This window comes from Burkholderia sp. MSh2, assembly GCF_000731655.1.
GTDB classification, from domain to species: Bacteria; Pseudomonadota; Gammaproteobacteria; order Burkholderiales; family Burkholderiaceae; genus Burkholderia; species Burkholderia paludis.
Genome location: NZ_JPGM01000039.1, coordinates 18,613 through 43,040, shown reverse-complemented (window position 1 = coordinate 43,040; position 24,428 = coordinate 18,613). Strand labels below are relative to the sequence as shown.

The following is a 24,428-nucleotide window of genomic DNA, read 5'->3' as shown; positions in this document are numbered from 1 at the left end:
GCGGTTCTTCAGCGGCGCGGCGATGCGGCTCGACGGCGTGATGTTCGGCTTCATGTCGCGCGGGTCGCTGTATCTGCGCGTCGACGACGTGAACCGCCCGGCGTTCGTCGCGGCGGGCATGGGGTCGTTCTCGTATGTGCGGCCCACGCGCACCGTCGCGCTGGAGGGGTATTACGAAACGCCGGCTGACGTGCTCGAGGATGCGGGCGCGCTGTTCGACTGGTGCCGCAGCGCGTATCGCGCGGCGCTGCTGGCCGGGCCGCCGAAGCGCAAGGCGCGGAAAACGGCGCCGGACGTGAAGCCGGTGACGAAGCGGGCTGCGAACGCCGTATCGAAGCCACCGTCGAAACCTGCGCTGGTGCCGGAAGCAAAACTGGCGACGAAGGCGGTGGCGAAGCCGCCATCGAAATCTGCGCGGGCGCCGGAAGCAAAACCGGCGACGAAGCGGGCTGCGAAGGCTGCGCCGAAGCCACTGTCGGAATCTGCGCGAGTGCCGGACGTGAAATCGGCAACGAAGCGAGCCGCTAAGGTCGTGCCGAAGCCACTGTCGAAACTGGCACTGGCGCCGGAAGTGAAACCGGTGACGAAACGGGCGACAAAGGCGGTGGCGAAGCCGCCGTCGGAACCCGAAGGGGCGCTGGACGTGAAATCGGCAACGAAGCAAGCCGCGAAGGCCGTGTCGAAGCCACCATCGAAATCTGCGCGGGCGCCGGAAGCAAAGCCGATGACGAAGCGGGCTGCGAAGGCTGCGCCGAAGCCATCGGCGAAGATGGCGTCGAGCGCAAAGCCGGTTGCGAAGCAAGCCGCAAAGGCGGTGCCGAAGCCGGCGACAAAAAGCGTCGCGAAGGCCGCGCCGCAGCCACCTTCGAAACCCGCATCGAGCCCGCCGGCGAAGCGCAAGCAGACTTAATCGGGATTCCGTGCGAAGCGACAGCCTCGCGCGTTCAGCTTTCCTTTGACGCCGTCCGCCTCCGTCCGACGGCGTCCGGCGCGCTTCGCATGCCTCACGATGCCTCGCACCGGCCCATCCGTCACACCCGCGCCCTCCCGATACCCGAAAAGCGTCAAGCCCGGGCCGCCCCGTACGCCCGCCTGCTTCACAACGGCGGCCCCGGCGATTATGATCGGCGCGGGTTGCGCCCGTGCGTGGCCGACCCGCGCCGGCCCCGCCGCCGGCCCCGCGAACGGCGCATCGCACGCCGCGCGGGGGGCATCCCCCACTCATCATTCCAGACGGAGACAGCCGATGTTCGTCCTGATTCTCGGTTTAGCGATCTTCCTCGGTGTGCACTCGATCCGGATCGTCGCGGACGGCTGGCGGTCGGCGACGATCGGGCGGATCGGCGAGAAAGGCTGGAAGGGTGCGTATTCGGTCGCGTCGATCGCCGGCTTCGTGCTGATCGTCTGGGGGTACGGCGTCGCGCGCGAGGGCGCGACGCTGCTGTGGGCGTCGCCCGTCGGCGTGCGCCACCTCACCGGCATGCTGACCGCGATCGCATTCGTGCTGATCGCCGCGTCCTACGTGCCCGGCAACCGCATCAGGATGCTGGTCGGCCATCCGATGGTGGCCGGCGTGATGGTCTGGGCGATTGCGCACCTGCTCGCCAACGCCACGCTGCACGCGGTCGTGCTGTTCGGCGCATTCTTCGTGTGGTCGCTCGTCGATTTCGTCGTGTGGCGCGCGCGCGACCGGCGCGAAGGCGTCCGTTATCCGGCCGGCAGGCTGTCGGGCGACGCGGTGGCGATCGTGGCCGGGCTCGTCGCGTGGGCGGTCTTCGCGCGGTTCCTGCACGGCTGGCTGATCGGCGTGCGGCCGTTCGGCTGAGCGGCGGGCGGCACGCCGGCGCGCCGCCCGCCGGTTCGGGGCAACGGGTCAGCGCAGCTTCGCGCCGGCCGTCTCCGCCAGTTGCGCCGGTTTGCGGCGCAGGAAATACGACGCGACGATCGCGAGCGCCGTCGTGACGGTGAACCAGAACTGGAAGCGCGAATCCGGGTTGAACGCCTGCGAGCCGAGCACGGCGACCAGCGCCAGCAGCGCGACCCAGTTCGACACCGGATAGAACCACGCGCGGAACGCCGACGGGTCGTGCTGTTCGTGCCGGGTCTGCCGGCGCATCGCGAAGTGCGCGAGGATGATGAAGATCCACACGATCATCACGAACGCGCCGCTGCTCTTCGCGAGCATCAGGAACAGGTCGCCGCCGCTCAGGAAGTGAATGCCGAGGATCGATACGCAGATCGCCAGGCACAGCACGAGCGCGTTCATCGGCACGCCCTTCGCGTTGGTGCGGCCGAACATCCTGGGCGCGTGGCCGCGCTGGCTCAGCGAGAACAGCATGCGCGAGTTCGAGAACAGGAACGAGTTCATCACCGACATGAACGACACGAACAGCACGAGCTTCATCGCGACCGCCGCGCCCGCGAAGCCCGCCATGCCGAACAGCGACACGTACGGCGATTTCAGGTTGGCCTTGTCGGTCCACGGCATGCACAGGATCAGGATCGACACCGAGCCGACGTAGAACACCATCACGCGCACGATCACGCTCTTGATCGCGCGGATCACGTTCTTGCCCGGGTTCTCGGATTCGCCCGCCGCGACGGCCGCGATTTCGCTGCCGCCGAGCGAGAAGATCACGACCATCACGCCGGCGAGCACGGGCGAAATGCCGTTCGGCATGAAGCCGCCGTGCTCCGTCAGGTTCACGAGCCCGGGCGCGGGAATGCGCGGCTGGAAGCCGAGCAGGATCGATGCGCCGAGCGCCATGAACACGATGATCGTCGCGACCTTCGCGAACGACAGCCAGTATTCGGCCTCGCCGAACGAGCGCACCGAGTAGGCGTTGCTCGCGATCAGCGTGACGAGCATGAACAGCGCGCCGCCCCAGACGGGCAGCCACGGCAGGAAATCGTGGAGGATCGCGCCGAGCAGGATCGCCTCGACGGTGATCGTCATCATCGACTTGAACCAGTACAGCCAGCCGACCGCGAAGCCGGCCCATTCGCCGAGATAGTTGCTGGCGTAGGTGGAGAACGATCCGCTGTCGGGGTTGCGCGACGCCATTTCGCCGAGCATGAACATGACCAGCGTGACGATCACGCCGCCGATCAGGTACGACAGGATCGCCGCGGGGCCGGCGGTCGCGATGATGGCGCCGGAGCCGACGAACAGGCCCGCGCCGATCACGCCGCCAAGCGCGATCATCGTGATGTGCCGTTGCTTGAGGCTTTGCCTCAACGAGTTGTCCTGCATCTCCTACCTCTAGTTATTGTTGGCCGGGAACGCATCGGGCCGCGTGGCGGCAGCGAGCCGCCGCCGCACGGGCGCCGATGTCGGGGGAGCGTGTGTGACGCGATGTGCCGGGCCGCCGGCGGACAGACGCAATGGCGGCCGCGAGGTGCCGTCGGCGCCCGCGAGAGGGCGCCGACGGCAACCCGGATTGTGGGCGGATGCCGCCGCGACGGCAAACGACATATGCGAAAGACGTCTTGCGGTTTGCTCATCAATTGCCGCCGCGGCGGCAGGCGCGTGCGTGCGTCAGATGGGCTTGACGAACAACCCGACGGTGAGCACCGCGCCGATGCAGACGATCCCGATCCGCAGGATGCGTTCGTTGACGCGATGCAGCGCCCACGAGCCGAACAGCCCGCCGACGATCGCGCCGCCGCCGAGCGCGAGCGCGGAACCCCAGCGCAGTTGCGGCGACGTCAGGAACAGCACGACGGCCGACGCGTTCATCACGCCGGCGAGCGCGTTCTTGGTCGACATCGCGTGACGCGGCGCCAGGCCGGCCATCGTCAGCACCGCCATCATCAGGAAGCCGAGGCCGCCGCCGAAATAGCCGCCGTAGATCGCGATCATGAACTGCGAGAGCGCGGCGGGGACGACGCCGAGATGCGTCGCGCCCTCGCGCGGCTTGCGCAAGAAGCTGCCCCACGCGAACACGATCGTCGCGAACAGCACGAGCCACGGCACGAGGCGCGAGAAGATCGACGAAGGGGTCTTCAGCAGCAGCAGCCCGCCGAGTGCGCCGCCGACGACGCTGATCGCGAACATCGCGCGAAACGACAGCTTGCCCACGCCGCGCACCATGTTGCGGCTCGTCCAGCCCGTCGCGACCTGCGCGGGAAACAGCGCGACCGTCGACGTGATGTTCGCCGACAGCGGCGACAGGCCCGACACGATCAGCGCGGGCAGCGTGACGAACGAGCCGCCGCCGGCAAGGGCGTTCTGCAGGCCGGCCCAGAGGCCGGCGAGGATGACGAGAGCGAGCATCGGTGCGAGACGGGAAAGGTGGCGGGGCCGGTTCGCCGGAGGCGGGCAGGCGCGGGGGATGCCCGATGATAATGCAGATCGCGCGGGCCCGAAGCCGGCGGTGCGACGCCGGCTCGCGCGTGCTTCGCCGGGCTGCGCTACGCACGCCGTCCGGGCAGCGGCACGGACGGACGGCTGGGGGCTAACGACGGCGGCCCGGCCTGGCCGCACCCGAGCCGCCGTTACGCGGCCGGGCTCGCGACGCGCACCGCGCCGAACGCCGCCGCGGCGGCGGCGAGGATCGCCGGCCTTCGTTTCATGCGGGCCGCCCTTCCGACGACACGACGAAGTGCATCACGTCCGTGCGCCGCTCGGCGAACGCGGCTTCGCAATAGGTGAGGTACAGGCGCCAGGTGCGGATGAAGGTATCGTCGAATCCTTGCGCGCGCACGGCGTCGACGCTGGCCTCGAACGCGGCCCGCCACGCGTGCAGGGTGCGCGCGTAGTCGAGCCCGAACGCGAACACGGGTTCGGCCGCGAGGCCGGCGCGGCGCGCGGCGTCGACGAAGCGCTCCGGGCTCGGCAGCATGCCGCCCGGAAAGATGAACTCGCGGATGAAGTCGCTCGACGCACGGTAGGCCTCGAACCGCGCGTCGTCGATCGTGATCGACTGGATCAGCGCCCGCGCACCCGCCTTCAGGCGCCGTCCGAGCAGGTCGAAATACACCGGCCAGAACGCTTCGCCCACGGCCTCGAACATTTCGATCGACACGATCGCATCGTATTGCCCGTCGATGTCGCGGTAGTCGCGCAGCTCGACGGTCGCGAGGCCCGACAGTCCCTCGCGCGCGATGCGCTCGACCGCCGCCGCGTACTGTGCGTGCGAGATCGTCAGCGCATGCACGCGGATGCCCAGGCGCGCCGCGTGGATCGCGAAGCCGCCCCAGCCGCAGCCGATCTCGAGCACGCGCATGCCGGCGCGCAGGCCGAGCGAATCGACGATGCGCCGATATTTCGCGGCCTGCGCGTCGGCGAGCGGGCGCTGTGCGTCGCCGTCGAAGCAGGCGCTCGAATACGTCCAGGTATCGTCGAGCCACAGCCCGTAGAAGCGGTTGCCGAGGTCGTAGTGCGCGTGGATGTTGCGGCGGCTGCCGGTGCGCGTATTCGTGCGCATCCGGTGGCGCAGCGCATACCAGAGGCGGGCGAGGCGGCCGCCCGTCACGGTCTGCGCGATCGCCGGCTCGTTGCGGATCGCGAGGCGCAGCAGCGCGACGAGGTCGGGCGTGTCGACCCAGCGTGCGCGATACGCTTCGGCGAAGCCGATGTCGCCGGCGCGCAGGATCGCGCGGCACGCTCGCCAGTCGAGGATCTGCAGCGTCGCGGCCGGCTGGCTGCGCGGGTCGCCGAACACGGTTTGCCGGCCCTCGGGCGTGACCAGCGTCAGGTGGCCGTCCCGGAGCCGCCGCAGCAGCGCGACGAACAGCCGGGACGAGAGCGGCATCGGCGGTTGCGATGCGCAGGAGCAGCCGCGCAGCAGGGTCATGGGTGGGCCTCGTGATCGGAGATCGCCGGACGGTGTGGCGGCGCGGGGGGCAAACCCGCATCGGCGCGGGGCGGCCGGGTCGGTGGCGTCCGGCCGTGAAACGGCACGCGCTTGAGCCAGAGCCGCAGCGCCTGCCAATGGATGCGCACGACGACGCCGAGCGCGTTGAGCGGTTGCCGCGCGAGCGCGCGCCACGCGCGCGCGGCGGTCAGCGGTTCGGCGCGCATGTCGAGCGCCGTGCGCAGCAGCAGGCCGTCGCGATCGCGGTAGTCGATGGCGACGGTCAGACGATCGCCGCGCTGCCGCACGCGAAACGCGTAATCGCCGACGACGTCGCAAAACGGCGAGACGTGGAACGTCTTGCGGCACACGAGGACGGTGTCGCCGCCGATCGGCGCATGGCGCGGCGCGCTCAGCAGGTAGCCGTGGCGCGCGCCGAACGTGTTGCGCACGTCCGCATACAGCGCGCGCAGCCGGCCCGCGCGGTCGTAGCAGTACCAGAAGCTCACCGGATTGAACGCGTGGCCGAAGATGCGCGGGATCGTCTGCAGCCAGATCGGGCCGTCGGCCGGAATGCCGGCGTCGGCCAGGCGGGCGCGCATCCACGGCGCGAGCGGCTGGCCGTCGCGCGGGCCGTAGTCGCGCACCGCGAGCGCGAGCGGCCGCCAGCGGTCGATCCCGAGCCCGTTGCCGTCGATCTCGCGGAGCCGCTCGACGTCGCAGCAGACCTGGAAGAGCGGATACGTGAACGCATGGCGCACGGGCCGCAGGCGTTCGTGCATCACGCGCCCGACGAGAAGGCGCGCGGCGCTGCCGTCGCGGGCGAAAGGCGCATTCATGGCGTGGCCCAGGCCGGCCTGACGCCGAAATCGCCGGCCACGCGCAACGCGGATTTCAGGCCGTCCTCGTGAAAACCGTAGCCGGTCCACGCGCCCGCGAACCACGTGCGGCGCTGCCCCTGCAGCGCGGGCAGGCGGTGCTGGGCGTCGATGGCGGCGAGGTCGAGCAGCGGGTGCGCGTAGTCGTAGCGCCCGAGCTGCGTGCCGGGCGCGGGCGCGTCCACCGGATTCAGCGTGACCACGACCGGCGTGCGGAACGGCAGCGGCTGCAACCGGTTGAGCAGGTAGCTGACGCATACGGGCGCTTCGCGGTCGGTCGACAGCGCGGGCCGGCGGCTCAGGTAGTTCCACGCGGACCACACGCGCCGGCGGCGCGGCAGCAGCGCCGGATCGGTATGCAGCACCGCGACGTTGCGCTGGTAGCGCACGGCGCCCAGCACGTCGCGTTCGGCGTCGCCGGCGTCCGCGAGGAGCTGCAGGCTCGTCGGCGCGTGGCAGGCGAGCACGACGGCGTCGAAGCGTTCATGGCCTGCCGCGTCGGTCGTCACCGTGACGCCGCCTTCGTCGCGCCGGATCGTGCGTACCGGCGCGTTCGTGCGCACGTCGTCGAGCGTCGCGGCGATGCGCTCCACATACAGTCGCGACCCGCCCTCGATCGTGCGCCACGGCGGGCGATGGCCGACCTGCAGCAGTGCATGGTTCAGGCAGAAGCGCAGGAACGTCGCCGCCGGAAAGCGCAGGACGTCGCCGGCCGCGCTCGACCAGATCGCGGCCGCCATCGGCAGCAGGTAGTGATGCTGGAACGGCGCGCCGTAGCCGCCGGCGGCAAGCAGCTCGCCGACCGACAGGCGCTGGCGGCTCGCGGCTTCGAGGTACTGCTGCGCGGCGGCATTGAAACGCAGGATGTCGCGCAGCATGCCGAGGAACGACGGCGACCACAGGTTGCGGCGCTGCGCGAACACCGTGTTGAGGTTGCTGCCGGCCCATTCGAGCCGGCCGCCGTCGACCGACACCGAGAACGACATGTCGCTCAGGTGGGCGGCGACGCCGAGCTCGTCGAGCAGCGCGATCAGGTTCGGATAGGTCCGGTCGTTGAAGACGAGGAAGCCGGTGTCGACGGGATGGCTCGTGCCGTCGAGTTCGACGTCGACGGTGTGCGCATGGCCGCCGAGACGGGCGGCGGCCTCGAACAGCGTCACGCGGTGACGGCGGGCCAGCAGGTAGGCGCTGGCGAGGCCCGCGATGCCGGCGCCGACGACGGCGACTCGCTGGCCGGGCATGGGGGCTAGGGGTTCCGGATGCATCGCGCAAGGTCTCCGTCAGGCGGCAGGGCGGTCGCGGGATCGCTCTTTCCCGAGATACGAAGCAGGGCGGGCGGCGGATGCGCGGCACGCGCCGCGAGCGGGACGGCGCGGCGGCGCATGACGGCCTTCACGCGCGTAGCGGCCGCTTGTCGAACAGGTAATGGGCGACGCCCCATTCCTGCCCGCCGGCATAGCCGAACAGTTCGGCGACCGCCATGTAGAACATCCGCCAGCGCTGAAACCAGATGCGCGCGTCGGCGCCGTAGACGGTTTCGAAAATCGGCATGATCCGGCCGCGCGCGGCGTCGAGCGACGCGAGCCACTGGTTGGCCGTGCGCGCGTAGTGGGTACCGTCGATCCACCATTGGCCGGCGATGCGCACGTCGTCCTGGAACTGCGGCAGCAGGTCGGCCGACGGCATCGTGCCGCCGGTGAAGAAATGGCGGGACATCCAGTCGCTGCCGTCGCGCGCCGCGAAGTGATAGGCGAGGCGCTTGTGCGCGAACAGGTGCACGAACAGCTTGCCGTCGTCGCGCATCCAGCGCGCGATTTTCGCGAGCAGCTGCCCGTAGTTCTTCATGTGCTCGAACATCTCGATCGACAGTACGCGGTCGAAACCCGCGTCGCCGGGCGCGAAATCGAAATCGACCACGTTGCCGGTGACGATCCGCAGGTTGGTCAGCCCGCGCCGCGCCGCGTATTGCTCGATGAAATGGCGTTGACCGTGCGAATTCGACAGGCCGACGATCTCCGCGTGCGGATAGCGCTGCGCGAGCCACAGCGACAGGGCGCCCCAGCCGCAGCCGAGATCGAGGATGCGCTGGCCGTCCGCGAGTTCGGCGCGCTGCGCGTACAGCGCGAGCATCGCGTCCTCCGCGTGCGCAAGCGTTTCGTCGCCGGACGGGTAATAGCCGCACGAGTATTTCAGCCGGGGGCCGAGATGGGCTTCGAAGAAGGCGCCGGGCACCTCGTAGTGCTGCGTGTTGGCCGCCTGCGTGTCGATCGCGATCGGGCTCGCCCGCAGTTCGCGCAGCAGCGTGTCGCGGGCGATCGCGCGCCGCTCGCCGTCGTCGGCGTGTTCGTCGCGCAGGCGCTGCCGCATCAGCGCGCGCATCCCGGCGCGGATCAGCGGGTCAGGCAGCCAGCCGCGCTCGCAGCAGCGGATCAGCCAGGCGTCGCCGGGCGCGGGTGTGGGTGCGGGCGGCCGGGCGGGCGACGGTTGCGAGGCGGTAGCGGTCATGATCGCGTGCTCCTGTCTTCGGGTCGGTCGGGTCGGGTGACGGGCAGGTGCGCGGCCCGCCTGGGCGGCCACGGCACGAGGGCGCTGGTCGTCCGGATGTATTCGCGGTAGCCCGGCCGCGTTTGCATGAGACGCGCTTCGAGCAGCGGCAGGCCGGACACCCTGAGCAGCAGCCACGCCATCAGGAACGGCGGCAGCAGCGTCAGCCAGCCCCATCGCATGCCGATCGCCAGGGCCGCGTACGCGACCCAGTGCAGGCATTCGAAGAAATAATTGGGATGCCGCGAATAGCGCCACCAGCCCGCCCGGCAGACCTGGTCGCGCCGGCCCGGGTCGGCCAGGAAGCGCTTGAGCTGGCGGTCGGCGGCCGCCTCGCCGGCCACGGCGGCGAACCAGATCGCAACCGCGGCGGCCAGCGCGAACCGGGACGGCGCGTCGCGGCTGTATGCCGGGACGAAGAACGCGAGCGACAGCAGCATCGAGATCAGCGCCTGCAACTGGAACAGCCAGAACAGGTTGCGCGGGGCGGCCGCGCCCCATTGCGCGCGGAACTGCCGGTAACGCGGATCTTCCGGCTGCCCGGCATTGCGGCGCCACAGGTGCCGCGCCAGCCGCAGGCCCCAGATGCCGCCGCCCAGCGCGACGAGCATGCGGTTCGATCCGGCGCCGGTGCCGAGCCCGGCGACGAACACGGCCACGCCGCCGAGCGTCGCGGCCCAGACCGGGTCGATCATCCCGGCATTCCGGGTGCGCAACTGGACGATCCACACGGTCGTGAACGCGAGTATCAGTCCGGCGCAGGCGAGGAGGGCGACGACGGCGGCAGGCATGCGGACTCCGTGGACGGGCTGTTCGTCATATACGGAGCCGGAGGCCGGATGGATGCGGCCGGAACTGAGCCGGAAGCCGGATGGATGCGGCTTGACGCGAGATGCGATGCGATGTGATGCGGCCGCGTGAAAGGCCGCGCCCCGCGCCGCCGCGCTTGCGGCGGGCGACGGGTGCGAGGGCGAAGGCGCGCGTTACGCGGCGTGCATCGCGCCGGTGGCGAGTACCGGGCCGGTCGGCTGGCCGGTCGGCGAGCCGCCGCTCGGCTCGATCGACACGGCGAGCACCGCGCGCGCGTCGAGTTGCGCGACGACCGCGGGCGGCAGCGTCATCGACGCGGGCGCGTCGGGCGGGAAGACGCCGAGCGGAATCGGTTTCGCGTTCGGCGGAATCAGCCAGAGCTCGGTCGAGCGGTTCGCGGCGATCGCCGGCTTGTCGGCCGGGACCACGACCATCCGGGCGTGCCGCAGGTCGACCGTGGCGGTCCAGTGCGCGACGCCGTCCGGCCGGGCAATCGTCGCCACCAGGTAGTTGTGCCCGACCGCGGCGGCTTGCTCGGGCGCCTCGCGAACCCGGACCAGGTTGACCGCGAGCAGCCCGAGCGCGACGGCGCTCGCGCCCATGCCGACCCAGCGCCACAGATCGAGGCTGTTCCACCAGCCGCTGGCCGGTTTCGGCGCCGGGTCGGGCGCCGGCGGCGTGAGGAAGAAGCCGAGATCGCGCTGAATGCGGGTCCACACGCGGCCGGGCGGCTCGACGGGGGCGACGTCCTCGCCGAAGGGCGCGAAGTGTCGCTGCCAGCGATCGAGCGTGGCCTGCAACGCCGGGTCATGGGCGACGGCCTGCTCCAGCGCGCGGCGCTCGCCGGCATCGAGCACGCCGAGCGCGTATTCCGCGCAGCGGAGTTCGGAATCGTGATCGGCCGGCGTATTCATTGCTCGAGACATACCTTCAGCTGCATCAGGCTGCGCCGGATCCAGCTTTTCATGGTGCCGAGCGGCACGCGCAGTCGTTCGGCCAGCTCGCCGTAGGTCGCGCCGCTGAAGAACGCTTCGCGCACGGCGCGGCGCTGGGGCGCTTCGAGCCGCTCCAGGCAGCGTTCGAGACGCCGCCGCTCCTCGCCGGCTTCCGCCAGCGCGGCAGGGGTCGGGCCTTCATCGGGAAGGTCGGGCAACTGCTCGTCGTCGAGCGGCACCTCGCGATGCTGCCGCAGCCGGTCGATCGTCCGGTTGCGCGCCAGCGTGATCAGCCAGGTCATCGCGCCGCCGCGCTCCGGGTCGAATGCCTCGACACGGCGCCAGACGGTGGTGTAGACCTCCTGGAGCAGATCCTCGGCCTCGCCCTGGTCGTGGAGCATGCGGACGATGACGCCGAACACGCGCGACGAGGTGAGCCGGTACAGCTCCGCGAAAGCCGCCTGGTCGCCTCGTGCGACCCGCAGCATGACCTGGTTCAGGTAAGCGCGCCGCTCGGCGTCGGCATCGCGCGATGACGCCGACTGGTCGAAGCGCGTGGCACGATCCGGCGTGTCGTTCATGCGGAGAGAATGGCGGCGATCGCCATGGCGTGAATGTCGGATCGAATATAGCACTCCCGGATGCGCCCGGCCGGGCGATCGGCGATTGACGCGTTGTCCGCTGTGCATGATGGCGGCCCGGATGATGTCGATGCGTTCAGATACGGGCGGCGCGGGCGCCGGGATGCGGGCGGGTGTCCGGTCCGGATTCCGGAGTGCGGTCCGTCGGGCCGACGCGGGCGTCCGAACCCTGGCCGCGCGCGCACCGCCGGGCCGGCGGCCCGAAGCGACGGGCCGCGCGCCAGGTCAGGCCGACCAGGCGTCGCTTTCGCCGTGCCAGCCGATCGCGTGCACCCGTTCGATGCGCGGCGCGGCGACGGTCGCCGCGTACATGGAGCCCGTCATCGGCACGTCGAGCAGGTTCCAGTTGCCGCCATCCGGCGTTTCGGCCCGGAACAGCGACTGGTGCGGCACCGGCTGAATGTCGATCGCCGCTTGCCGCGCGTGGCCGCACGCGTGTTCGACGCTTTCGCGGCGCACCTGCATCCGGCTGGCCGGGTCGCCCGGCGCGCCGTGCTGCAGGATGCCGAGCCCGACCGGCCCGTGCGTGATCGCGATGACGATCCAGATGCCGGCCTGCGCGATCGCGGCGCTCGTGGTGTTGAACGCGTCGCATTCGGCAAACCCGACCCGGCCCGCGGCGAGGTCGACCAGCGGGAGCGTCTGCGGCGCGCGGTCCGTCATGATCCCCAGGATCGTCCGCAACGCCGAGCGCTCGATGGCGTAGCGGCGGCCGGACAGGCGATTCGGGTGCGTACGGGCGCGCCTGAGCTCGATCGACGACAGGCGCGCGTGCCCCTGCTCGCGCGTCATCAGCTGCCAGTCGGCGCGCAGCCGCCAGAGCAGCAGATCGCCCGGCCGGGGCAGATCCGGCGGGCATGACGAGATCGCGAAGGAGCGGACGAGCGAGATGGTCGGTGCTGGCATCGACGGTCAGGGTGCACGGGGTGGGTGGAGGCGTCCGCGTCAGGCGCCGACGGCGTTGCGGGCGGATTCCTCCGCCGCGTGCGAGGTGGCGCGATCCATCACGATCTGCCCGTCCTCGAGCTTGATCAGCCGGTCGGCGAGCGGGAAGTAGCGATCGTCGTGGCTGATCGCGATCACCGTCTTGCCGCGCGTGCGCAGTTCGGGCAGCAGCATGTTGTAGAACACGTCCTTGAACACCGGATCCTGGTCGGCGGCCCATTCGTCGAATACGTAGAACGGGCGGTCTTCCAGATACGCGACGACGAGCGCGAGCCGCTTGCGCTGCCCTTGCGACAGGTCGCGCGTCGAGAATGCGCCGTCGCGCACCTGCACCTTGTGATCGAGATGGAGCTTCTCCAGCAGCGCGTTGGCGAGCTGGTCGAGGCCGTCGCGCGACACGCCGAGCAGCGAGTCGAACAGGTGGAAATCCGAGAAGATCGTGCTGAACTGCTGGCGGTAGGTATCGCGGCTGGTACCGTCGACGAGTTGACCGTCGATCCGGATCTCGCCGTGCTCGGCGACATAGAGGCCCGTCAGCAGCTTGGCGAGCGTGGTCTTGCCGCTGCCGTTGCCGCCGACCAGGAACACGAGCTCGCCGGGCCGGAACGACAGGTCGATCGGGCCGAGCTGGAAGATCTCGTCGGCGCGCTCGTGGTAGTAGCTGTGCCGGAGGCCGCGCACGTCGATGTGCGAGAACGGCGCGGGCGCGGTGCGCGAGGCGGGCGCCTCGTCGTTGTGAAGCTGGCCGACGGTCTGCTCGATCCGCTCGAGCGCGACGCGCGCGAGCTGGACCTGCGGCAGGTTGTTGAGCAGGCTGTCGAGCGGCACCATCAGGTACAGGAACACGACGACAAAGCCCGAGCTCGTGCGGGCGTCGAGGCCCGCATAGCGCGTGAAGAAGAAGGTCGTCACGCCGATGATCACGTAAAGCAGGAACAGGCCGAAGTTGCTCGCGCCCGTGTAGATCAGCATCCCGCGCACGCGGGTCGTGCGCACCGCGTCGAGCGCGGGGCTCAGCACGCCGTCGAGGAAATCGTCGCCGCGCGCGCGGTTCAGCTTCAGTTCCTTCGCGCCCGCGATCAGCGAGCTGAAATAGCCGAGCGACGCGTCCTGCAGCTTGCCGGCGGCGCGCAGGTGCACCATCGCGCGGCCGTGCGCCAGGTGGAACGCGAGCGAGCCGAGCGCGATCGCGATCGCGACGAAGATCAGCGTCCGGAACGACAGCATCCCGAGATAGACGAGGCTGCCGGCGACGATCGCGCCGTTCATCACGATGATCGGCAGGCTGGCGAACAGGGTCGCGACGAGCGCCGCGTCGTCGCTCGCGAGCGACTGCAGCCGCGCCGCGCCGATGGTTTCGAGCTTGCGGTACGGCGCGTTGCGGATGTGCGTCGACAGGTAGTGGCGCAGCGTCGCGAGCGTCGTCTGCGTGAGGTTCACGAAAATCGAGCTGGCGAACAGGCGCATCGCGAGCGCGGCCGCGCACAGGCCGAGGAAGCGCCAGCCGAGGCCGGGCAGCGCATCGGCCGGCGCGTTGATGGCCGTGTTCAGCAGCGCGACGAGCGCGACGCCGGCAAGCCCGCTCAGCGTGCTGGCAAGGGTTGCGAGCGCGAGCCGTCCGCGCACCTTGCCGATCAGCATCGAAAGCGTGCGGGGCGGAGAAGAGGGGGTGGATGTCATGAAACTCCCGGTCTGGATAAAAGGCCTGCGAACCGGCCGGCTGGCCGCGTCGGCGGTGGCGCGGACGATCCGCGGATCGGGCCTCGCTACTGACAAGACGAACGAGGCCGCAAAAAAAAAAGTCGGCGCGCGGGCTGTACATTTTCGTGCGCCAATCGTCATCAGGGTATCGCTTGTTCTCTTGCCGGCTCGCGCCGGATCGACATGGCCACCCAGACCGCACTTTCCGCTCATCCGACCCCCATTCCGGCGGCGCCGGTCCACGACCTGATCCGCGAACGCGTACGCGAGCGGCCCGACGCGCCGGCCGTCATCGACGGCGCGCAGCGGCTCACCTACGCCGAGCTCGATGCGGCCTCCGATGCGCTCGCGGCGCGCCTCGTCGCGCGCGGCGCGGGGCCGGAAACGCCGGTCGGCGTGACGGTCCGGCGTTCGACCGGCCTGTTCGTCGCGTTGCTGGCCGTGCTGAAGGCCGGCGCCGCGTTCGTGCCGCTCGACGCCGCGTATCCGCGCGAGCGCCTCGACTATATCGCCGCCGACGCGGGGATCGCGCTGTGGCTCGTCGGGCCCGGCGTCGACGTGTCGCCGGGCTTCGACGCCGCGCGCGTCGTGCGCCTCGACGCGACGGACGACGGCGCGCCGGCGGCCGCCGCGCGGCTGCCGGCCGCCGTCCACGAACGGCAGCTCGCCTACCTGATCTACACGTCGGGCTCGACCGGCGCGCCGAAGGGCGTCGCGGTCGAGCACGGGCCGCTGTCGATGCACTGCCGCGCGATCGTCGAGCGCTACGGCATCGTCGAGCGCGACGTCGTGCTGCATTTCGCGTCGGTGAACTTCGACGGCGCGCACGAGGGCTGGCTCGCGCCGCTGGTCGCGGGCGCGGCGATCGTCGTGAGCGGCGACGCCCTGTGGGACGCCGCGCAGACGGTCGACGCGATCCGCCGCGAAGCCATCACGGCGGTGGCGTTCCCGCCATCGTACCTGCGCCAGGTCGCCGAATGGTGCGCGGAGCACGACATCCGGCTGCCGAGCGTGCGCTCGTATACGACGGGCGGCGAGGCGATGTCGCGCGAAACGCATGCGGTGATCGACGCCGCGCTCGCGCCGCCGAGGCTCGTCAACGGCTACGGGCCGACCGAGACGGTGATCACGCCGCTGCTGTGGACCAGCCACGATCCGTCGGGCCTCGGGGACAGCGCGTATCTGCCGATCGGTACGCCGGTCGGCGCGCGCCACGTCGCGCTCGATCCGGCGGCCGGCGACGACACGCCGTCCGATCGGCCGCGCGGCGAGCTGCTGATCGGCGGCTACGGCGTCGCGCGCGGCTATCACCGGCGCCCGGCGCTCACGGCCGAGCGCTTCGAGCCGGATCCCGACGGCGCGCCGGGCGCGCGCCGCTATCGCAGCGGCGACCTCGTCGAAGCGCTGCCGGCCGGCGGTTACGCGTATCTCGGCCGCACCGACGACCAGATCAAGCTGCGCGGGCTGCGCATCGAGCCGGGCGAGATCGAGCGCTGCCTGCTCGGCTGCGACGGCGTGCGCGAAGCGGCCGTGGTGGTGCGCGACACGCCGGCCGGCCGCCAGCTCGTCGGCTATCTCGCGTCGGGCCGCGCCGCGCTGCCCGATGTCGACGCGGCGCGCGAACGATTGCGCGCGAGCCTGCCGCCGCACATGGTGCCGTCGAGCCTCGTCGCGCTGGCCGCGCTGCCGCGCCTGCCGAACGGCAAGCTCGACCGGCTCGCGCTGCCCGCGCCCGTCGCGCCGCGCGCCGCCTACCGCGCGCCGTCGACCGACGTCGAGCGGGCGCTCGCCGCGCTCTGGCAGGCGCTGTTCGGCGTCGAGCAGGTCGGCGCGGACGACCACTTCTTCGAACTGGGCGGCGACTCGCTGAGCGCCGCCAGCCTGCAGGCGCGCATCCGCGAAAGCCTGCACCCCGAATTCGAGCTGGCCGCGTTGTTCGACACGCCGCGGCTCGCGGACCTTGCCGCGCGCATCGCGCGCGAGCGCGGCGCGGCGCAGGACGCCGAAGCCGATGCGCTTGCCGAGATCGACGCGTTGTTGAATGCAGAGGAGAGCGCCACCCATGCAGTCCCCCGATAAACACGCGCTCGCGCGCCGAATCGCCGCCCTCGCGCCCGACGCGCGCGCACGCCTGCTCGACGCGCTCGCGCAGAAGGGTATCGCGTTCTCGATGCTGCCGATCGTGCCGGCCGCGACGCGCCATGCGGCTGCGCCGCTGTCGTTCCAGCAGCAGCGGATGTGGTTCCTGTCGCGCGTCGGCGGCGCCGAGGCCGCGTTGCACATCCCGGGATTGCTGCGCTTCGACGGCGCGCTCGACCGGGCGACGCTGCAGCGCAGCCTCGATGCGCTGGTCGCGCGTCACGACACGCTGCGCACCCGCTTCGCGGAAGACGACGCGGGCGTGCCCTGGCAGACGGTCGACGCGCATGCGGGCGTGCCGCTCGACGTGACCGACCTGCGCGACACGCCGGCCGACACGCGCGAGGCGCGGGCCCGCGCGCTCGCCCGCGACGACGCGAACCGGCCGTTCGATCTCGGCCGTGCGCCGCTGCTGCGCGCCCGCGCGATCGTGCTGGCCGACGATTGCCACTGGCTCGCGCTGACGATGCATCACATCGTGTCCGACGGCTGGTCGGGCGACATCCTGCTGCGCGAGCTGGGCGCGCTGTACGCCGCGTTCGCGCGCGGCGACGACCCGGCGGCGGCGCTGCCGCCGCTGCCGCTCGGCTATGCCGACTATGCGCTGTGGCAGCGCGACCTCGCGTCCACCGGCGTGTTCGAACGGCAGCTCGCGTACTGGCGCGAGCGGCTCGGCGCGCAGGCCGCACGACTGCCGCTCGCGACCGACCGGCCGCGCGGCGCGGTGCAGAGCTTCGAGGGCGCGCGGCTGCGCTTCACGCTGCCGGCCGCGTTGTCCGCGCGCCTGCGCGCGCTTGCGCAGGCGCGCGACACGACGCTCTTCAACGTGCTGCTCGCGGTGCTGCATGCGACGCTCGCGCGGCTGAGCGGCGAGACCGACATCCGGATCGGCGTGCCGAGCGCGAACCGCGCGCGCGCCGAACTCGCGCCGCTCGTCGGCTTTTTCGTCAATACGCTCGTGATCCGCGCGACGCCCGCGCCCGATACGCCGTTCGACGCGCTGCTCGCGGAAGCCGGGCAGGCGATGCGCGACGCGCATGCGCATCAGGACGTGCCGTTCGAGCAGATCGTCGAGGCGTTGCAGCCGGACCGCAGCCTCGCCGCGAACCCGCTGTTCCAGGTGAAGTTCACGCAACAGCTGCCGCTCGTCGCGCATGCGCTGGCCGACGGCCTGACCGTGACGCCGCTCGCGCTCGACGACGACGCGACGCGCTTCGATCTCGGCCTCGACGTGACCGATCTGCCGGACGGCGTCGAAGGCGTCGTCAGCTATGCGCGCGCGCTGTTCGACCCGGCGACCGTCGCACGCTTCGCCGACGCATTCGCGGGCATCGCCGCGCAGGTCGCGGACGCGCCGGACACGCCGGTCGGGCAGCTCGCGCTGCCCGGCGCGCGCGACGGCGCGCACGGCGCCGCGCGCACTTGGCCGCATGGCGACGTGCTGGCCGCATGGCGCGCGCATGTCGCCGCGCGTCCCGATGCGCTCGCGCTGCATGCGGAAGGCGCCGGCGAAGTCAGTCGTGCGGCGCTCGACCGCGCGACCGACCGGATCGCGGCCGTGCTCGCCGCTCGCGGCGCGCGCGCCGAAACGCGGGTGGCATTGTGCGCGCCGCGCTCGGCCGCGTTCGCGATGGGCCTGATCGGCATCCTGAAGACGGGCGCCGCGTACGTGCCGCTCGACCCGATGCTGCCGGCCGCACGGCTTGCCGAGATGGTGGCGGACAGCGGCGCCGTCGCCGTGCTGGGCTTCGGCGCGGGCGCCGATGCGCTGCGCGCGGCCGGCTGCACGCCGGTGCTGCTGACCGACGATCCGGCCGCGCCGCTCGCGCAGGCCGACGCGGAGGCAGTGGCCGGCGCGCCGGCCTTCGTCGCGCCGCCGATCGATCCGCGCCAGGCCGCCTACCTGATCTACACGTCGGGCTCGACCGGCAAGCCGAAGGGCGTCGTCGTCAGCCACGGCGCGCTCGCGGACTACGCGCTCGGCGTCGTCGAGCGGTTCGGCTGGGGCGACGACCTGCGCATGGCGATGGTGTCGACGGTCGCGGCCGATCTCGGGCACACGGTGCTGTTCGGCGCGCTTGCCAGCGGCTCCGCGCTGTACCTGCCCGACGCCGAATGCGCGTTCGATCCGGGCCGGTTCGCGGACTACGTCGCGCGCCATGCGATCGACGTGCTGAAGATCGTGCCGAGCCACCTGGCCGCGCTGCTGCAGGGCGACCGCCCCGAGCGCGCGTTGCCCGCCCGCGCGCTCGTGCTCGGCGGCGAACCGCTGCCGATGGCGCTCGCCGAGCAGGTTCGCGCGCTGCGGCCCGCGTGCCGGATCTTCAATCACTACGGGCCGACCGAGACGACGGTCGGCGTGCTCGCCGCGCAGGTCGAGCCGCGCGCGGGCGGGGCCGAGGTGCCGGTCGGGCGGCCGCTGCCGAACGCGTACGCGCAGATCCTCGACGCGCGGCTCGAACCGGTGCCGGCCGGCGTCGACGGCGAGCTGTATCTCGGCGGCCCGGGCGTCGCGCGCGGCTATCTCGGCCGCCCGGCGCTGACCGCCGAGCGCTTCGTGCCCGACCCGCGCGGAACCGGCGAGCGCCTGTACCGCAGCGGCGACCGGGTGCGCTGGACCGACGACGGGTCGATCCTGTTCGTCGGCCGCGCGGACGATCAACTGAAGATTCGCGGCTACCGGGTCGAGCCGCGCGAGGTCGCGCACGTGCTGCGCAACCATCCGGACGTCGCGCAGGCCGAGGTGATCGGCGCCGCGCGCGACGACGGCGCGCAGCAACTGCTCGCGTACGTCGTGCCGCGGGCCGGCGTGTCCGCCGATCCGGCCGCGTGGCGCGCGCATCTCGCCGCGCATCTGCCCGACTACATGGTGCCCGCGCACGTGCTCGCGATCGAGCGCATGCCGCTCACGCCGAACGGCAAGCTCGACCGGCGCGCGCTGCCGCAGCCGCAGCCGGCCGCCGCACCGGCCGCGGACGACGCACCGCCCCAGGGCGAACTGGAAACGACGCTCGCGCAGCTCTGGCAGCAGGTGCTGCGCGTGCCGTCGGTCGGCCGCCACGCGAATTTCTTCGATCTCGGCGGCGACTCGATCCTGAGCCTGCAGATCATCGGCCGCGCGCGTCGCGCGGGGATCAAGCTGACGCCGCGCCAGGTGTTCGAGCATCAGACGATCGCGGCGCTCGCGCAGGTCGCGACGCCGCTTGCGGCGGCGCCCGCCGCCGGCGCGCCGCGCGCCGCCGCTCCGGCGGCGAACGCGGGCGGCGACTGGACGCCGACGCCGGCGCAGGCGCGCTTCTTCGCGCTGGATCTGCCGAATCCCGCGCACTGGAACCAGTCGGTGCTGGTGCGCACGACCGCGTCGCTCGATCCGGCCGCGCTGGACGCCGCGTTCCGGGGGCTCGTCGCGCGTCACGCGGCGCTGCGCCTGAGCGCGCAGCGCGATGCGGCCGGCGCCTGGCGCATGCGCGAAGCGTTCGACGCCGCGCAGGCCGCGAGCCGCGCGTCCTGCGTCGCGCAGGTCCGCGCGCGCGATCTCGCCGACCTCGACGCGCAGTGCGATGCCGCGCAGCGCAGCCTCGATCTCGCGGCCGGCACGACGCTGCGCGCGCTGCACGCGACGCTCGACGACGGCGGCGCGTACCTGTTCGTCGCGATTCACCATCTGGCGATCGACGGGGTGTCGTGGCGCGTGCTGTTCGACGAACTCGAGCATGCGTACCGGCGCATCGTCGCGGGCGACACGGCCGCGTTGCCGGATGCCGGCGTCGCCGCGCATGCGTGGGCGGCCGACTGGCGCGCACGGCTCGCCTCCGGCGCGCTGGCCGCGTCGGCTGACGCATGGCTGCGGGCCGGCGACGGCGCCCGCGCGTGGCCGCTCGACAGCCTCGCGGGCACGGCCGGGCCGGGCGCCGCCCGCACGGGCCGCGCGCATCGCGCGCTCGACGCGTCGTTGACGCGCGCATTGCTCGCGCTGCCGGGCAGCGCGCGCCGGCTGCACGTCGACGATCTGCTGCTGACCGCGTTCGCGCAGGCGCTCGCGCACACGGCCGGCGTCGCGGACGCCGACGTGTGGGTCGAGGTCGAGGGCCACGGCCGCGACGAGCTGCCCGGCGCGCCGGATTGCGCGCGCAGCGTCGGCTGGTTCACGAGCCTCTATCCTGTCGCGTTGCGCGCGTCGGCCGACCCGGCCGCGGCGCTCACGCACAATCGCCAGCAACTGCGCGCGACGCCGGACGACGGCGTGAGCTTCGGCCTGCTGCGCGAACTCGGCGACGACGCGACGCGCGCACGGCTGCGCGCGCTGCCGCTGCCGAACCTGCGCTTCAACTATCTCGGCCGCGTCGACGCGGGGCTCGACGGCGACGCCGACGGGCTGTTCGCGCTGGCCGATGCGCCGCACGGCGCGGAACGCGATCCGGGCGCCGCGCCGTCGGCCGCGCTCGCGCTCGATGCGCGCGTGCAGCGCGACCGGCTGCGGGTCGACCTGACCTTCGACACGGCGCGCTGCGACGCGCAACGGGTCGACGCGCTCGCGGACGCGTTCGCCAACGCGCTCGCCGCGCTGGTCGAGCGGGCCGGACGCGACGATTTCGCGACGCTCGCGCCGGCCGATTTCCCGGTCGCGGCGCTCGATGCCGCGGGCCTTGCGGCACTGGGCCTGCCGCCCGCGCGCGTCGAGGATATCTATCCGCTGTCGCCGATGCAGCGCGGCATCCTGTTCGAAGTGCAATACGCGCCCGACGACGCCCGCTACCTGAACCAGTTCGCGCTGACGCTCGACGCGCCCGACCTCGCGCGCTTCGAGGCCGCGTGGGATGCGACGGTGGCGCGCCATCCGGTGCTGCGCACCGCGCTCGCGAAACCGGCGGACGACGGCGCCGCGCCGATGCAGTGGGTCGACCGCACGGCGCGGATGCCGCTCGCACGCGTCGACTTGCGCGCCGCCGCCGATCCGGCGCGCGCGCTCGACGAATACGCGGCGAGCCAGCGCGAGACGCCGTTCGACCTCGAACAGGCGCCGCTGATGCGCGCGGCGCTCGTGCAGTTGCCGGGCGAGCGCTACCGCTTCCTGTGGACGCGCCATCACCTGCTGCTCGACGGCTGGAGCAGCGCACGCGTGCTGGCCGAAGTCGTCGGCCGCTATCGGGCGCCCGACACCCCCGACTGGGCGGGCGCGCCGCCGCGCTATCGCGACTATCTCGGCTGGCTGGCCGCGGACCCGGAACGCAGCGGCGACGGTGCGTCGCTCGGCGCCGCGAGCGCCGCGTTCTGGGCGCCGCGCATCGGTGCGCCCGATGAGCCGACGCTGCTCGCGGGCGCGCTGGCCGCGCCCGCCGTGGCGCCCGCCGTGCGGCACGCGCAGGTGGACGTCGCGTGGAGCAGCGACGAAACGGCCGCGCTGGCCGCATTCGCCCGCACGCGGCGGCTGACGCTGAACACGCTGCTGCAGGGCGCGTGGCTCGTGCTGCTCGCGCGCTACACGGGCCAGTCGACCGTTGCATTCGGTGCGACCGTCGCGGGCCGCCCCGATGCGGTCGCGGGGGCGCAGGAGATGGTCGGCCTGTTCATCAACACGCTGCCGATCGTGCGCGACGTGTCGCCCGGGCAGGCGCGCGACGCATGGCTGCACGCGCTGCAGGACGAAAACCTCGCGCTGCGCGAGCACGAGCACGTGCCGCTCGCGGCGATCCAGCGGCTGCGGGCGGGCGCCGGCGCGGCGTTCGACACGCTCGTCGTGTTCGAGAACTATCCGCTCGACGCGTCGCTGCTCGCGCACGGCGACGACCCGCGCGCGCTGCGCTACACGGACCTCGCGACCGCCGAGACGACCGGCTATCCGCTGAGCGTCGTCGCGACGGTGGAGTCCGCGCTGCGCGTGCGCTTCAACTACGACGCGACGCGTTTCGCGCCGGACGCGATCGACCGGCTCTGCGCGCATCTGCGCGAAGCGCTGCGGGCGCTGGCCGCACCGTCGACCGCGACGCTCGGCGACATCGCGCTGCTCGACGCGCCGCAGCGCACGCAGATCGCCGCGTTCAGCCGCGGCCCGCGCCTGCCGGATAACGCGCGGCCGGTGCCGGAGCGCATCGCGGCGACGGCACGGCGCGTGCCCGGCGCGGTCGCGCTTCTCTGCGGCGATACGCAGCTCGATTACGCGACGCTCGAGCAGCGCAGCGACCGGCTCGCCCGGCGGCTGCGCGCGCTCGGCGTCGGCGTCGAGGATCGCGTCGCGATCGCGATGCAGCGCGGCGTCGACATGCCGGTCGCGATGCTCGCGGTGTGGAAGGTCGGCGCGGCCTATGTGCCGCTCGACCCCGAATATCCGCTCGATCGCATCGCCTACGTGCTCGAGGATGCGGGCGTGCGCGCCGCGATCGCGGACGACGCGGGCCGCGCGCGCCTGCCGGCCGGGCCGGGCGTGCCGATCGTCGCGCCGGAGCAGGATGGCCCGGACGACGGCGGCGACGCCGCGCCGTTCGCCGCGGCCCGCATCGCGCCGGGGCAGGCCGCCTATGCGATCTACACGTCGGGTTCGACGGGGCGTCCGAAAGGCGTCGTCGTCACGCACGACGCGCTCGCGAACTTCATCTGCGCGATGCAGGCGGCGCCCGGCCTGGAGGCGAGCGACACGCTTGTCGCGGTCACGTCGCTGTCGTTCGACATCGCGGTGCTCGAACTGATCCTGCCGCTCGTCGTCGGCGCACGCGTGCACATCGCGCGTCACGACGAGGCGCGCGATCCGGCCTTCCTCGTGCGCTCGCTCGCCGCCGCACAGGTCATGCAGGCGACGCCCGCGACCTGGCGCATGCTCGTCGAGGCCGGCTGGCGGCCGGCGCCCGGGCTGCGGATGTTCTGCGGCGGCGAGGCGCTGCCGGCCGATCTCGCCCGCGCGCTCGCGGCGCCCGGCACGCAGCTGTGGAACCTGTACGGCCCGACCGAGGCGACCGTGTGGACGAGCGCCGCGCGGATCGACACGGTCGAGCCCGTCAACCAGTCGATCGGCGGCCCGATCGCGAACACGACGCTGTACGTGCTCGATGCCGCGCTGCAGCCGGCGCCGCTCGGCGTCGCGGGCGAGGTGTATCTCGGCGGCGCGGGCCTCGCACGTGGCTATCACGGGCGGCCGTCGCTCACGGCCGAGCGTTTCGTGCCCGATCCGTTCGCGGCCGACGGCACGCGGATGTACCGCACGGGCGACCTCGCGCGCTGGCGCCCGGACGGCGGCGTCGAATACCTGAGCCGGATCGACCATCAGGTCAAGGTGCGCGGCTTCCGGATCGAGCTCGGCGAGATCGAGGCGGTGCTCGCCGCGGCCGAGGGCGTGCGCCAGGCGGTCGTGATCGCGCGCGACGGCCCCGGCGGCCCGCGCCTGCTCGCGTACGTGTGCGCGGCGCCGGACGTCGCACCCGATGTCGCGCGGCTGCGCGACGCGCTCGCGCAGCAGTTGCCGGCGTACATGCAGCCTGCGCACATCGCGGTGCTCGACGCGCTGCCGCTCACGCCGAACGGCAAGCTCGACCGGCGCGCGCTGCCCGAGCCGCCCGCCGTGCGCGGGCCGGCCGGGCAGGCGCCGCGCAGCGCGTTCGAGGACGAGATGGCGGCGGTCTGGGAGCCGCTGCTCGGCGTCGACGCGATCGCGCCGGACGACGATTTCTTCGCGCTCGGCGGCCATTCGCTGCTGGCCACGCGGCTCGTCGCGCAGGTGTCGCGGCGTTTCGCGGTCGACGTGCCGCTGCGCGCCGTGTTCGAGGCGTCCACGCTGCGCGCGTTCAGCGCGCGCGTCGAGGCCGCGCGCGGCGACGCGGGCGTCGCGCTGGCCGGGCTCGGGCAGCTCGACGCGCTGCTCGATGCGCTCGGCGCCGACTGAGCGGGGCGGCCGGGCCGCTCAGTCGGCCCGGCAAATAGAATTAGTGTTGCGAATAAGAGTGATTATTATTTACAATTCCGGGGTTATTTTTGGGATGCCGGTCTGTTACCGGTCGGGGCAGGGGGGCGCCAGGGCGGTTTCGGCGCGCAATGGATAAACGGGGAAGC

At 72.3% G+C, this 24,428-nt stretch carries 15 protein-coding genes; 4 read left to right on the top strand and 11 right to left on the bottom strand.

The features are described 5' to 3' along the window. The first annotated feature begins 22 nt into the window (after nucleotides 1-22). Nucleotides 23-910, top strand: coding sequence for a TfoX/Sxy family protein (locus GQ57_RS43835; RefSeq protein WP_235215124.1), 888 nt, complete (start codon nucleotides 23-25; stop codon nucleotides 908-910). Nucleotides 911-1,246: 336 nt separating this feature from the next. Then, the gene (locus tag GQ57_RS24165) at nucleotides 1,247-1,825 is read left to right on the top strand and encodes an NnrU family protein (RefSeq protein ID WP_034199248.1); all 579 of its coding nucleotides are present in this window, start codon (nucleotides 1,247-1,249) and stop codon (nucleotides 1,823-1,825) included. Nucleotides 1,826-1,873: 48 nt separating this feature from the next. Here the strand turns inward: GQ57_RS24165 and GQ57_RS24160 are convergent, their stop codons facing one another. The 11 genes from GQ57_RS24160 to GQ57_RS24110 all read right to left on the bottom strand — a co-directional run bounded on the left by GQ57_RS24160 (nucleotide 1,874) and on the right by GQ57_RS24110 (nucleotide 14,231). Then, on the bottom strand, nucleotides 1,874-3,253 hold the full coding sequence (locus GQ57_RS24160) for an amino acid permease (protein WP_031400561.1): 1,380 nt from the start codon (nucleotides 3,251-3,253) through the stop codon (nucleotides 1,874-1,876). A 285-nt stretch (nucleotides 3,254-3,538) separates the two neighbouring features. After that, a complete protein-coding gene (locus GQ57_RS24155) occupies nucleotides 3,539-4,276 on the bottom strand; it encodes a sulfite exporter TauE/SafE family protein (RefSeq protein WP_034199247.1) in 738 nt (245 codons plus the stop codon). 295 nt (nucleotides 4,277-4,571) lie between these two features. Further along, nucleotides 4,572-5,798 carry an SAM-dependent methyltransferase gene (locus tag GQ57_RS24150; protein WP_031400559.1) on the bottom strand — a complete coding sequence of 409 codons (1,227 nt, stop codon included), beginning with the start codon at nucleotides 5,796-5,798 and terminating at the stop codon, nucleotides 4,572-4,574. Further along, nucleotides 5,795-6,637, bottom strand: a complete 843-nt coding sequence (locus GQ57_RS24145; protein WP_034199246.1) for a DUF1365 domain-containing protein — start codon at nucleotides 6,635-6,637, stop codon at nucleotides 5,795-5,797. Before GQ57_RS24145 ends, GQ57_RS24150 begins: the two co-directional genes overlap by 4 nt. After that, nucleotides 6,634-7,941: an NAD(P)/FAD-dependent oxidoreductase gene (locus GQ57_RS24140; protein WP_034199245.1), complete on the bottom strand. Its 1,308-nt coding sequence runs from the start codon at nucleotides 7,939-7,941 to the stop codon at nucleotides 6,634-6,636. The genes GQ57_RS24145 and GQ57_RS24140 overlap by 4 nt, the downstream gene beginning before the upstream one ends. Nucleotides 7,942-8,068: 127 nt before the next feature. Beyond that, complete coding sequence (locus GQ57_RS24135; RefSeq protein ID WP_034199244.1) at nucleotides 8,069-9,181, bottom strand: SAM-dependent methyltransferase; 1,113 nt, start codon at nucleotides 9,179-9,181, stop codon at nucleotides 8,069-8,071. Continuing rightward, complete coding sequence (locus GQ57_RS24130; protein ID WP_034199243.1) at nucleotides 9,178-10,011, bottom strand: DUF1295 domain-containing protein; 834 nt, start codon at nucleotides 10,009-10,011, stop codon at nucleotides 9,178-9,180. Before GQ57_RS24130 ends, GQ57_RS24135 begins: the two co-directional genes overlap by 4 nt. A gap of 192 nt (nucleotides 10,012-10,203) precedes the next feature. Next, complete coding sequence (locus tag GQ57_RS24125; protein ID WP_031400554.1) at nucleotides 10,204-10,944, bottom strand: anti-sigma factor; 741 nt, start codon at nucleotides 10,942-10,944, stop codon at nucleotides 10,204-10,206. Beyond that, on the bottom strand, nucleotides 10,941-11,546 hold the full coding sequence (locus GQ57_RS24120; protein ID WP_034199242.1) for a sigma-70 family RNA polymerase sigma factor: 606 nt from the start codon (nucleotides 11,544-11,546) through the stop codon (nucleotides 10,941-10,943). The genes GQ57_RS24125 and GQ57_RS24120 overlap by 4 nt, the downstream gene beginning before the upstream one ends. A 285-nt stretch (nucleotides 11,547-11,831) precedes the next feature. Continuing rightward, on the bottom strand, nucleotides 11,832-12,512 hold the full coding sequence (locus GQ57_RS24115; RefSeq protein WP_031400552.1) for a hypothetical protein: 681 nt from the start codon (nucleotides 12,510-12,512) through the stop codon (nucleotides 11,832-11,834). A gap of 39 nt (nucleotides 12,513-12,551) precedes the next feature. Further along, nucleotides 12,552-14,231 carry a cyclic peptide export ABC transporter gene (locus GQ57_RS24110; RefSeq protein ID WP_075122982.1) on the bottom strand — a complete coding sequence of 560 codons (1,680 nt, stop codon included), beginning with the start codon at nucleotides 14,229-14,231 and terminating at the stop codon, nucleotides 12,552-12,554. Nucleotides 14,232-14,435: 204 nt separating this feature from the next. Between GQ57_RS24110 and GQ57_RS24105 the strand changes: the two genes are divergently transcribed. Together GQ57_RS24105 and GQ57_RS24100 are read left to right on the top strand one after the other, a co-directional pair. Beyond that, on the top strand, nucleotides 14,436-16,331 hold the full coding sequence (locus GQ57_RS24105) for an amino acid adenylation domain-containing protein (RefSeq protein ID WP_052001473.1): 1,896 nt from the start codon (nucleotides 14,436-14,438) through the stop codon (nucleotides 16,329-16,331). Beyond that, nucleotides 16,315-24,261 (top strand): non-ribosomal peptide synthetase, encoded by a 7,947-nt coding sequence (locus GQ57_RS24100; RefSeq protein WP_052001472.1) that lies wholly within the window; start codon nucleotides 16,315-16,317, stop codon nucleotides 24,259-24,261. The genes GQ57_RS24105 and GQ57_RS24100 overlap by 17 nt, the downstream gene beginning before the upstream one ends. The last annotated feature ends 167 nt before the right edge of the window (nucleotides 24,262-24,428 follow it).

What these genes read in the sequence shown, in the direction of transcription:
- GQ57_RS43835 (WP_235215124.1), top strand. Translation starts at nt 23, where the DNA reads ATGCGGCTCGACGGCGTGATGTTCGGCTTCATGTCGCGCGGGTCGCTG.
- GQ57_RS24165 (WP_034199248.1), top strand. Translation starts at nt 1,247, where the DNA reads ATGTTCGTCCTGATTCTCGGTTTAGCGATCTTCCTCGGTGTGCACTCG.
- GQ57_RS24160 (WP_031400561.1), bottom strand. Translation starts at nt 3,253, where the DNA reads ATGCAGGACAACTCGTTGAGGCAAAGCCTCAAGCAACGGCACATCACG.
- GQ57_RS24155 (WP_034199247.1), bottom strand. Translation starts at nt 4,276, where the DNA reads ATGCTCGCTCTCGTCATCCTCGCCGGCCTCTGGGCCGGCCTGCAGAAC.
- GQ57_RS24150 (WP_031400559.1), bottom strand. Translation starts at nt 5,798, where the DNA reads ATGACCCTGCTGCGCGGCTGCTCCTGCGCATCGCAACCGCCGATGCCG.
- GQ57_RS24145 (WP_034199246.1), bottom strand. Translation starts at nt 6,637, where the DNA reads ATGAATGCGCCTTTCGCCCGCGACGGCAGCGCCGCGCGCCTTCTCGTC.
- GQ57_RS24140 (WP_034199245.1), bottom strand. Translation starts at nt 7,941, where the DNA reads ATGCATCCGGAACCCCTAGCCCCCATGCCCGGCCAGCGAGTCGCCGTC.
- GQ57_RS24135 (WP_034199244.1), bottom strand. Translation starts at nt 9,181, where the DNA reads ATGACCGCTACCGCCTCGCAACCGTCGCCCGCCCGGCCGCCCGCACCC.
- GQ57_RS24130 (WP_034199243.1), bottom strand. Translation starts at nt 10,011, where the DNA reads ATGCCTGCCGCCGTCGTCGCCCTCCTCGCCTGCGCCGGACTGATACTC.
- GQ57_RS24125 (WP_031400554.1), bottom strand. Translation starts at nt 10,944, where the DNA reads ATGAATACGCCGGCCGATCACGATTCCGAACTCCGCTGCGCGGAATAC.
- GQ57_RS24120 (WP_034199242.1), bottom strand. Translation starts at nt 11,546, where the DNA reads ATGAACGACACGCCGGATCGTGCCACGCGCTTCGACCAGTCGGCGTCA.
- GQ57_RS24115 (WP_031400552.1), bottom strand. Translation starts at nt 12,512, where the DNA reads ATGCCAGCACCGACCATCTCGCTCGTCCGCTCCTTCGCGATCTCGTCA.
- GQ57_RS24110 (WP_075122982.1), bottom strand. Translation starts at nt 14,231, where the DNA reads ATGACATCCACCCCCTCTTCTCCGCCCCGCACGCTTTCGATGCTGATC.
- GQ57_RS24105 (WP_052001473.1), top strand. Translation starts at nt 14,436, where the DNA reads ATGGCCACCCAGACCGCACTTTCCGCTCATCCGACCCCCATTCCGGCG.
- GQ57_RS24100 (WP_052001472.1), top strand. Translation starts at nt 16,315, where the DNA reads ATGCAGTCCCCCGATAAACACGCGCTCGCGCGCCGAATCGCCGCCCTC.